The following is a 9611-nucleotide window of genomic DNA, read 5'->3' as shown; positions in this document are numbered from 1 at the left end:
GAAGATGGTTTCGACCGCACTGGCGCTGCCGCCATCAGCTAATTGCCACGGAGCCCCTCTCACAGCCCGGCTTCGGCCGGGCTTAGTTGTTTTTGGGATTTGCAGAAGAACAGCGGACGCAGGTTTTGCGGAAGCGGTGGCCCAACTTGCAGCAATATTGAATGTTCCGGCGCCTTCGCGAGCGAGCCCATTCCCACAAGGTTCTCGGTGCTGACAAACAGCTGCCCCCTGCACTATCGTCGAACTCTTCAAAATCCATCCCAGGATCTGTACCCAATGCCCGATGACATCCACTTCTACGAACCCGCCAACGGCCACGGCCTGCCCCACGATCCGTTCAACGCCATCGTCGGCCCACGGCCCATCGGCTGGATTTCGTCCCAGGATGGCGAAGGCCGCCTGAACCTGGCGCCCTACAGTTTCTTCAACGCCTTCAATTACACTCCACCGATCATTGGGTTCTCCAGCGTCGGGCGCAAAGACAGCCTGAACAACATCGAACAGACCGGTGAGTTCGCCTGGAACCTGGCCACCCGCCCACTCGCCGAGCAGATGAACCAGAGCTGCGCGATGGTCGGCCCAGAGGTCAATGAGTTCGAACTGGCGGGCCTGACGGCCGCCCCATCACGGGTGATCCAGGTGCCACGCGTCGCCGAAAGCCCGGTGTCCTTCGAATGCAAGGTCACACAGATCATTCAATTGCAGCGGGCGGACAAAGGGCTGGTGCCGAGCTGGCTGATCCTCGGCGAAGTGGTCGCCGTGCATATCGCCCAGTGGCTGCTGAAGGATGGGGTGTACGACACCGCCGCCGCCGAGCCAATTTTGCGCGGGGGTGGGCCGGCGGATTATTTCCAGCTGGGGCCTGAGGCGTTGTTCAAGATGCATCGTCCCAAATAGAGGCTTGCCCACCACACTCTGTGGCGAGGGGATTTATCCCCGCTGGGCTGCGGAGCAGCCCCCAATACCTTCCTGACACTGAGTTGCCTGGACTGGTTTTAGAGCCGCTTCGCGCCCCAGCGGGGATAAATCCCCTCGCCACAGGTGTAGGTCATCCCAACAGGTGACGCGGGTTTACCAGACCAACCCACCCTCGTCGTCGACACCCTGAAGATGGGTGAGCTGCACGGCAGCGGCATCATCGGCTTCGGTCGCGGTCTTGAAGGACTGGTCTTCAAGCACCTTGTTGAAACGCGGCGCACCTGAGCCGCCGATGGCCTTGGTGGCAATGGCGGCGTGGTAACCGCCGCCCTCCTTGGGAACAACGGCGGAAACAGCTTCAAAGGTTTCAAAGGCTTTACGTGCCATCTCTTGTGCATCCTGGCGGTGGAAAATGACGGTCATTAAACCTTCAACCGGCCAGTTTGTGTACCTGGGCCCGGCACCCTTCGGTCGCCTGGGTGGCGGAGACTTCCCTGAAGGTGTGGAAATCCAGGCTGCTCACCACCAGGTCTTGCACCAGCTCGGCGAAAATCGCCATGGCCGGTGAGTTGAAGTAGGCGTCCATCGACGGCTGATTGACCCAGAGCCCGGACACCAGCCACAAATCAGCGTCGCATTGCGATTGCTGCAAGGCAAAGTGCAGGCAGCCGGGCGCCTGGCGCGAAGGCGCGATCAGCGTGCTCAGGCGTGCACCCAGTTGCTTGGAGCAACCACTGCGGGCCCGGACAAAAGCCATGTGGCTGACGGGGATCTGTGTAGTCATGTTCAACCCTCCCAGGTAATCCGTTGTGCAGCCGGGGACAGGCTGCGACAGGATCAAAGGTTAAGCGTCACGACGCCAGCTTCGTTAGTCGATTCCTGCCGACCCGTTGCACAATCCTGCGCAGCGGTCGCACAAAATCCACCGTCGAACCGGTTGCCAGGCGTGAACTTGAAACAAAAGGTTTCAAGCAAGTTTCGCACGCCTTGCCCCGTCATGGCCCATTGCGCCGTGCAGGATCAGGCAAGCTTTTAACAGGATGTTGCTACCGCTGCGCCTTGCACAAACATAAGCTTTGTTCATCGCTCCTATCGCCTGAGGAACCCGGCATGTCGCCACTCGATCACGCCCACGTCCCGCTGGACACGTACCTGGAACAACAGCGCGCCGAACTGGCATCGATCATCGACCGCAACACCAGCGAAGATGGCAGCTACGCCACAGCCATCGGCTCGCTGAACCTGTCGCGGCACAGCCAGCCGCACAAGTTCGCACCGGTGCTGGCGCAACCGGCGCTGTGCATCATGGCCCAGGGCAGCAAACAGGTGCGCCTGGCGGATGAGCTCTTCAACTACGATCCGCTCCATTACCTGGTGGTCTCGGTCTCGATGCCGCTCAGCGGTTGCATCGCCGACGTTTCGCCCGAGCAGCCGATCCTGGCCCTGCGCCTGGACATCGACCCGGCGGAAATCACTGCGTTGATCGCCGATGCCGGCCCCTTGGGGGTGCCGACCCGCCCCGCCGGACGTGGACTGTATGTCGAACGCCTGGACACGCCGATGCTAGACGCTGTGCTGCGTCTGGCACGGCTGCTGGACACGCCGAAGGACATCGCCATGCTTGCGCCCCTGGTGCGCCGGGAAATCCTCTATCGCCTGCTGCGCAGTCCACAAGGCTATCGGCTGTATGAAATCGCCATTGCCAACAGTCAGAGCCATCGCATCAGCCAGGCGATCAAATGGCTCAACGGCCATTTCGAACAGCCGCTGCGCATCGATCACCTGGCCCGGGAAGTGAACCTCAGCGTCTCGACCCTGCATCACCGCTTCAAGGCCATGACGGCCATGAGCCCACTGCAATACCAGAAGCAACTGCGCTTGCAGGAAGCTCGTCGACTGATGCTGGCCGAAGGGCTGGAAGCTTCGGCGGCGGGGTATCGGGTGGGTTATGAAAGCCCTTCGCAGTTCAGCCGCGAGTACAGCCGGTTGTTCGGCGCGCCGCCATTGCGAGATCTGGCGCGGTTGCGGATGACCGTTTGACCTGGGTTTGCGTTGACTGGGCGGGCCTCATCGCGAGCAAGCTCGCTCCCACACTGAGTCTGTAGTGAACAGAGAACCTGTGTTCAATGAAGATCCCTGTGGGAGCGAGCTTGCTCGCGATGAGGCCAGTAAAAACACCTCAACACTTCGATGTCCAAACACCCTGGTCAATCTCAATCAATGTCGGCCCCTGCCGCTCGCGGGCCGCCAGCAACGCGGCACGCAGCGACGGCACATCCTCGATAGCTTGGGCAAAGCAGCCCAAGGCCTTGGCGACGCCGATGAAATCCGGGGTGTAGATGTCCACCCCCACCGGTTCGATGGCGCGGTTGAGCATGTATTTCTTGATCTCTTCGTAGCCTTGGTTATTCCACAGCAGCACGATCACCGGTGTGCGCGCTTCCACGGCGCTGGCCAGTTCCGGCAGGGTGAACTGCAACCCGCCGTCACCGATCAAGCACACCACCGCGGGGCGGCCGTTGCCCAGGTCCTTGCCGCCGAGCCAGGCGCCGATGGCCGCCGGCAACGCGTAGCCAAGGGTGCCGTAGCCGGTGGAGGAATTGAACCAGCGGCGCGGCTGCTCCGGGTTGAACGTCAGGTTGCCGGTGTACACCGGTTGCGTGGAATCGCCGACGAACACCGCCTCCGGTAGCGTCTGCAAGACCGTCTCGAGAAACACGGTCTGGGCGCGGGTCGCGGCGTCCCAACTGCCTTGAAGCTCCGCGCGCAATCGGGCGGCACGCGCCGGCCCCCAATCGGCATCGCGTTCGGCCAAGGGGCGCCGGCCCAATTCGTCGAGCAAGGCCCGGGCGGCGACACCGGCGTCGGCCACCAGCGCCAGGTGCGGCGGGAAGTTGCGCACGGTCTGGTCCGGGTCGATGTCGATGCGCAGCAGCGCACCGGGAATCTCGAAGCCACCGGCAAAGGTAATGTCGTAATCGGTTTCGGCCAGTTCGGTGCCGATGGCCAGCACCACGTCCGCCTCGGCCACCAACGCACGGGTGGCCGCCAGGCTCTGGGTGGAGCCGATCAGCAACGGATGACGCGCAGGCAGCAGGCCTTTGGCATTGATGGTCAACGCCACTGGCGCGCCGAGACGTTCGGCCAGTTCGGTCAATTCGGTCCTCGCGTCAATGGCCCCGCCACCGACCAGGATCAGAGGCCGCCGAGCCGTCGCCAGCAGATCGGCCATTTGTTTTACCGCAGCGGGTGCGGCACCGGCGCGGCTGATGTTCACCGGCACGCTGGCGAGCAAGGCATCGGCGTCTTCGACCAAAACGTCCAGCGGGATTTCAATGTGCACTGGTCGCGGGCGCCCGGCCTGGAACACCGCAAACGCCCGGGCCAGCACGCCGGGCAATTCGGCGGCGGACATCAGCGTGTGGGAAAACGCCGCGACACCGCCTACCAACGCAGACTGGTTCGGCAGTTCATGCAGCTTGCCACGACCGCCGCCCAACTGGCTGCGCGACTGCACGCTGGAGATCACCAGCATCGGGATCGAATCGGCGTAGGCCTGGCCCATGGCGGTGGTGATGTTGGTCATGCCCGGACCGGTGATGATGAAACACACGCCGGGCTTACCGCTGACCCGGGCGTAACCGTCGGCCATGAAACCTGCGCCCTGTTCATGACGCGGCGTCACATGGCGGATACTGGAACGGGCCAGCCCGCGGTACAACTCGACGGTGTGCACACCGGGAATGCCGAACACCTGCTCCACGCCATACGCTTGGAGTAACTTGACCAATACTTCGCCGCACGTCGCCATTGCCATTGCCATTGCCTTTTTCTGGTCGGGTAAAGGGCCGCGCAACCCATGGAGCGGGCCCCTTTTGTCTTGGAGATGGCGTTATTGGAACGGGCGGGGCATGGCGACAACAATGGATAAAAAGTCATACTAGCCATGTCCTCACGTCATGGCTTGGATCGAAATGAAACGACTCCCCCCGTTGCCGGCGCTGCACACATTTCTGATCACGGCCCAATGCTGCAACTTCACCCGGGCCGCCGAACAACTGCACATCACCCAGGGCGCGGTGAGCCGGCAGATCGCCGGGCTGGAAGATCATTTGGGTTATGCGTTGTTCCAGCGCCAGGCACGCGGCCTGAGCCTGACCGCCGAGGGCCAGGCGTGGCTGCCACGGGTGCAGCAGGTGTTCAGCCTGATCGGCGATGCGGTCCAGCAGATCGGCGAAAAACGCCAGACCCTACAGCTCAAGGCCCCGACCTGTGTGATGCGCTGGTTGCTGCCGCGCCTGTTGCAATGGCAAAAGGAACGACCGGACGTGCCGGTGGAATTGACCACCACGGTCAGGCACGGCGTGGATTTCCAGCGTGAAACCTTCGACGCCGCGGTGGTCTATGGCCCACCACCGGATGCCTCGCTGGCGTGCCTGCACCTGTTCGATGAACAGCTGACGCCTGTCTGCTCCCGATCGACCCTGCAAGGACCGGTGCCGCTGCATGAACCCGCCGACCTGCAGCACCACTTGCTGTTGCACCCGGCCCTTGACGAGCGCGACTGGAACGCCTGGCTGGCGGCGGCCGATGTGCACTTGAACCACGTCAGCAAGGGCCAGCATTTCGAAACCTTGGACCTGGCGATGTCCATGGCCTCCCAGGGCACGGGCGTGGCGATTGGCGACTGGTCGCTGATCGGCGACGACCTGAGTGCCGGCCGGCTGGTGATGCCGTTCGAGCTGAAGGTCAAGACCGGGCTGGGTTATCACCTGGTGCACCCGCGCAAGTCCCAGGCCTCGGCACCGTTGCTGGAGTTGATGGACTGGTTGGTGGCGCAGGCGCAGGTGCGGTAGCGACTGCCCCTTCGAGGGTGAATGAAACTGTGGCGAGGGAGCTTGCTCCCGCTGGGTTGCGAAGCAACCCCATAATCTATCCAGCCACCTTGATGCCTCGAGCTGAACCCTAGGGGGGCTGCTGCGCAGCCCAGCGGGAGCAAGCTCCCTCGCCACAAAAGCCAGCCATCAGGGTTATCAGAGCAGATTCGGCGCCTGCACCGGTTCGATCTGCGCCCAATGGGACGTGTCTTCGCGGTGCTGCTGCAGGTACGGCAACACCGCCCCCAGCAACGGCGCCTTGAACGCGTCCTGGAAGCGATGAGCCAGGCCCGGGATCAGCTTCAGTTGGCTGCCTTGGATGTGCGCCGCCAAGTGCACGCCGTGCATCACCGGCAGCAACGGATCCGCGGTGCCGTGGACGACCAGGGTCGGCACCCGCAGTTGATTGAGCAGTGCTACCCGGCTCGGCTCGGCCATGATCGCCATGATCTGGCGCTTCACGCCTTCGGGGTTGAAGGCCCGGTCATAGGCCAGTGCAGCCTGATGCAGCAAGGCCTGGCGATCATCCACCACCATCGGGCTGCCCAACGCGGCCAGCAGATCGGCCTGCTGTTCAAGGGCCATTTCGCGATTCGGAGCACCGCGCCGGGACAACAGTTGCACCAGTCTTTCGCTGGGCGCGGGCAAGCCGGCGGCACTGGAACTGGTCATGATCAGGGTCAGGCTTTCAACCCGCTCAGGCGCCATGGCCGCCATGTGCTGGGCGATCATCCCGCCCATGCTCGCGCCCAGTACATGGAAGCTTTGCACATGCAACGCGTCCATCAGCCCGAGCCCATCGTCGGCCATGTCGGTGAGGGTATAGGGCGCGGCCACGGGCAAGCCCAGTTTGTAGCGCAGGGCTTCAAAGGTCAGGTTGGCGCTGCCGGGCGCCTGGCGCCAGGTGCTCAGGCCGACATCGCGGTTATCGTAGCGGATCACCCGGAAACCCTGCTCGCACAGGGCGACCACCACTTCGTCCGGCCAATGGATCAACTGCCCACCCAGGCCCATCACCAACAGCAATGCGGGATCCGAGGCACGGCCAATGCTCTGGTAGACCAGGCTGACCTGATCCAGATCGACCCGTTGGGTCGCAACATTGACATCGCAACGAGACGCCGCCATCGACGGCAGGCCGAAACACAACGCGGCCAGGAAAATAAGTACACGCATGAAGAAACACCGAAACGCAGAACCCCAGTAGAGCGCGAGTCTGATGAAGTTTGTTCAAGCGCGCTGCCACAGTTGCGTGACAGTTTGATGAAGATTGCCGAGTGGGGATGGTTGCCCGGTCAAGTGGAGCAATAAAACCGAATGCTGTCCCCTGTGGCGAGGGGATTTATCCCCTCGCCACAGGGTGCAAGGTCACAGGGAGGGCAAACCTCGTGGGGCCTCAGGCCAACTGGCTCCGCAACTGCCGCGCCGCCGCCACCATGTTCACCAGTGCCGCTTCCGTTTCTGGCCAGCCCCGGGTCTTCAGCCCGCAGTCGGGGTTGATCCACAGCCGCTCGGCGGCGATGCGTTTCACCGCCTTGCTCATCAGCGCAACCATCTCGGCCGTGTCCGGCACCCTTGGCGAGTGGATGTCGTAGACGCCCGGGCCGATGTCGTTCGGGTAGTCGAATGCCTCGAATGCTTCCAGCAACTCCATGTCCGAACGGGAGGTCTCGATGGTGATGACATCGGCGTCCAGGTCGGCGATGGCCTTGATCACGTCATTGAACTCGCTGTAGCACATGTGGGTATGGATCTGGGTGTCATCACCCACGCCCGATGCGCACAAGCGGAAAGCCTCCACGGCCCAGTCCAGGTAGTGCTGCCATTGCCCGCGACGCAGTGGCAGCCCTTCGCGGAACGCCGCCTCGTCGATCTGCACGATTTTGATCCCGGCCTTTTCCAGGTCCAGCACCTCGTCGCGCAGGGCCAGGGCCAGTTGTCGGGCCTGGACCTGGCGCGACACGTCTTCGCGGGGGAACGACCACATCAGCATGGTCACGGGACCGGTGAGCATGCCTTTCATGACCTTGTCGGTCAGGCTTTGCGCGTAACGGATCCAGTCGACGGTCATGGCTTTCGGACGGCTGATGTCGCCGTAGATGATCGCCGGTTTCACGCAACGTGAGCCGTAACTCTGTACCCAGCCGAAACGGGTGAAGGCGTAGCCGTCCAGTTGCTCGGCAAAGTATTCCACCATGTCGTTGCGTTCGGCTTCACCGTGCACCAGCACGTCCAGGCCCAGGCGTTCCTGGATCTGCACGGCGTGGCGGATCTCGGTGTGCATGGCGTCCTGATAATCGTTGGCCGACAACTTGCCCTGCTTGTAGGCCTGACGGGCCAGGCGAATGGCCGGAGTCTGTGGGAAGGAACCGATGGTGGTGGTAGGAAAGACCGGCAGCGCCAGGCGTGCGCGCTGGCGTTCGATGCGCTGGGCAAACGGCAAATGCCGCTGGCTGTCCTGTGGCCCGATCGCCGACAGACGCGCCTGGACCTCGGCTTTGTGAATGCGCGCCGAGCCGGCGCGACGGGCCTGCACCTCGCGGCTGTCGCTCAACGCCTGTTGCACGGCGGGTGCCTGTGGATCGTTCAGTGCATCACGCAGCACCGCGACTTCACCGCACTTCTGCACGGCAAAGGCAAGCCAGCTCTTGAGTTCGGGGTCGAGCCGGTCCTCACGCTCCAGGTCCACCGGGCTGTGCAACAGCGAGCACGAGGTGCTGACCCAAAGGTTGTCGCCAAAGCGCTCCTGGGCCGGTTGCAATTGCGCCAGCGCCTGTTCCAGTTCGCAGCGCCAGACGTTGCGACCGTTGACCAGGCCCACCGAGAGAATCTTGTAGGTCGGCAGGCGGTCCAGCACCTGGCCCAGTTGTTCCGGGTCACGTACCGCGTCGATGTGCAAGCCGTCCACCGGCAGGCTCACCGCCAGCCCGAGGTTGTCTTGCAGGCCGCTGAAGTAGGTGGCCACGAGCTTTTTCAACGGCGAGTACTGGAGGATGTGGTAAGCCCGCTCGAAGGCGCTCCTCCAGGCCAGGGGCAGGTCGAGGGTGAGGATCGGCTCGTCGATCTGCACCCATTCCACGCCCTGGGCCTTGAGGCGGTTGAGGATTTCACCGTAGACCGGCAGCAGGCGCTCCAGCAGGCCGAGCTTGTCGAACGCCTCGCCCTTGGCCTTGCCCAGCCACAAGTAGGTCAACGGGCCGATGATCACCGGTTTGACCTGATGGCCCAAGGCATGGGCCTCGTCCACTTCGTCGAACAACTGTTCCCAGCTCAGGGCAAAGGTCTGGTCGGCGGAAAACTCCGGGACCAGATAGTGGTAGTTGGTGTCGAACCACTTGGTCAGCTCCTGGGCGTATTGCGCCTGGCCGTGCTCGGCACCGCAGCAACTGGCCGTGGCACCACGGGCCATGGCGAACAGGGTGTCGAGGGTCGGCCGACCCTGGGCATTCAAGGTGCCGTGGAAACGTTGCGGGACGACGCCCAAGGTCAAGGTGTGGCTGAGCACCTGGTCGTACCAGGCAAAGTCGCCGACCGGCAGCAGGTCGATGCCGGCGTCTTTCTGCAGTTGCCAGTGCCGGGCCCGCAGTTCACGACCCACGGTTTGCAAGGCAGCCGGGGCCAGGTCGCCCTTCCAGTAGGCTTCGAGGGCTTTTTTCAGTTCGCGGTCGGCGCCGATGCGGGGAAAACCGAGGGTGTGGGCCAGGGCCATGGTATGCGTCCTCCTGTAAAAGATGGCGCCATTGTCGACAGCTCGACCCACATGAGACAAACTCAACCTTTTCGTGTTGATCACAAGTTTTACTCATGGAGCAACTC

Annotated in this window: 8 protein-coding genes; 3 read left to right on the top strand and 5 right to left on the bottom strand. The window is 62.9% G+C overall.

From position 1 onward, the window contains the following. Nucleotides 1–276: 276 nt before the first annotated feature. A complete protein-coding gene (locus tag BT125_RS18465; RefSeq protein ID WP_072409068.1) occupies nucleotides 277–897 on the top strand; it encodes a flavin reductase family protein in 621 nt (206 codons plus the stop codon). 174 nt (nucleotides 898–1071) lie between these two features. Here the strand turns inward: BT125_RS18465 and BT125_RS18460 are convergent, their stop codons facing one another. Beyond that, on the bottom strand, nucleotides 1072–1305 hold the full coding sequence (locus BT125_RS18460) for a hypothetical protein (protein WP_072409084.1): 234 nt from the start codon (nucleotides 1303–1305) through the stop codon (nucleotides 1072–1074). A gap of 43 nt (nucleotides 1306–1348) precedes the next feature. Then, the gene (locus BT125_RS18455; protein ID WP_072409066.1) at nucleotides 1349–1702 is read right to left on the bottom strand and encodes a putative quinol monooxygenase; all 354 of its coding nucleotides are present in this window, start codon (nucleotides 1700–1702) and stop codon (nucleotides 1349–1351) included. 326 nt (nucleotides 1703–2028) lie between these two features. On the opposite strand from BT125_RS18455, the gene BT125_RS18450 reads away from it, so the two are divergent. Then, nucleotides 2029–2958: an AraC family transcriptional regulator gene (locus BT125_RS18450; protein ID WP_072409064.1), complete on the top strand. Its 930-nt coding sequence runs from the start codon at nucleotides 2029–2031 to the stop codon at nucleotides 2956–2958. A 139-nt stretch (nucleotides 2959–3097) separates the two neighbouring features. Here the strand turns inward: BT125_RS18450 and BT125_RS18445 are convergent, their stop codons facing one another. Further along, nucleotides 3098–4729 carry a 5-guanidino-2-oxopentanoate decarboxylase gene (locus tag BT125_RS18445; RefSeq protein WP_072409082.1) on the bottom strand — a complete coding sequence of 544 codons (1632 nt, stop codon included), beginning with the start codon at nucleotides 4727–4729 and terminating at the stop codon, nucleotides 3098–3100. Nucleotides 4730–4892: 163 nt separating this feature from the next. On the opposite strand from BT125_RS18445, the gene BT125_RS18440 reads away from it, so the two are divergent. Beyond that, on the top strand, nucleotides 4893–5774 hold the full coding sequence (locus BT125_RS18440; RefSeq protein ID WP_072409080.1) for a LysR substrate-binding domain-containing protein: 882 nt from the start codon (nucleotides 4893–4895) through the stop codon (nucleotides 5772–5774). 177 nt (nucleotides 5775–5951) lie between these two features. Here the strand turns inward: BT125_RS18440 and BT125_RS18435 are convergent, their stop codons facing one another. Together BT125_RS18435 and metE are read right to left on the bottom strand one after the other, a co-directional pair. Next, entirely contained in the window at nucleotides 5952–6971 is a 1020-nt protein-coding gene (locus BT125_RS18435) for an alpha/beta fold hydrolase (protein ID WP_072409062.1), read from the bottom strand. Nucleotides 6972–7191: 220 nt separating this feature from the next. Beyond that, the gene (gene metE, locus BT125_RS18430; RefSeq protein ID WP_072409060.1) at nucleotides 7192–9504 is read right to left on the bottom strand and encodes a 5-methyltetrahydropteroyltriglutamate--homocysteine S-methyltransferase; all 2313 of its coding nucleotides are present in this window, start codon (nucleotides 9502–9504) and stop codon (nucleotides 7192–7194) included. Nucleotides 9505–9611 lie beyond the last annotated feature (107 nt).

The organism is Pseudomonas sp. NFACC04-2 (assembly GCF_900119265.1).
In the GTDB taxonomy this organism is placed as follows: domain Bacteria; phylum Pseudomonadota; class Gammaproteobacteria; order Pseudomonadales; family Pseudomonadaceae; genus Aquipseudomonas; species Aquipseudomonas fluorescens_AA.
Note: the sequence above shows the minus strand (reverse complement) of the source record. Positions and strands in the feature narration are given on the sequence as shown.

Coding starts and splice junctions, on each gene's coding strand:
- BT125_RS18455 (WP_072409066.1), bottom strand. CDS start 1,702: ATGACTACACAGATCCCCGTCAGCCACATGGCTTTTGTCCGGGCCCGC.
- BT125_RS18445 (WP_072409082.1), bottom strand. CDS start 4,729: ATGGCGACGTGCGGCGAAGTATTGGTCAAGTTACTCCAAGCGTATGGC.
- BT125_RS18435 (WP_072409062.1), bottom strand. CDS start 6,971: ATGCGTGTACTTATTTTCCTGGCCGCGTTGTGTTTCGGCCTGCCGTCG.
- BT125_RS18450 (WP_072409064.1), top strand. CDS start 2,029: ATGTCGCCACTCGATCACGCCCACGTCCCGCTGGACACGTACCTGGAA.
- BT125_RS18440 (WP_072409080.1), top strand. CDS start 4,893: ATGAAACGACTCCCCCCGTTGCCGGCGCTGCACACATTTCTGATCACG.
- metE (WP_072409060.1), bottom strand. CDS start 9,504: ATGGCCCTGGCCCACACCCTCGGTTTTCCCCGCATCGGCGCCGACCGC.
- BT125_RS18460 (WP_072409084.1), bottom strand. CDS start 1,305: ATGGCACGTAAAGCCTTTGAAACCTTTGAAGCTGTTTCCGCCGTTGTT.
- BT125_RS18465 (WP_072409068.1), top strand. CDS start 277: ATGCCCGATGACATCCACTTCTACGAACCCGCCAACGGCCACGGCCTG.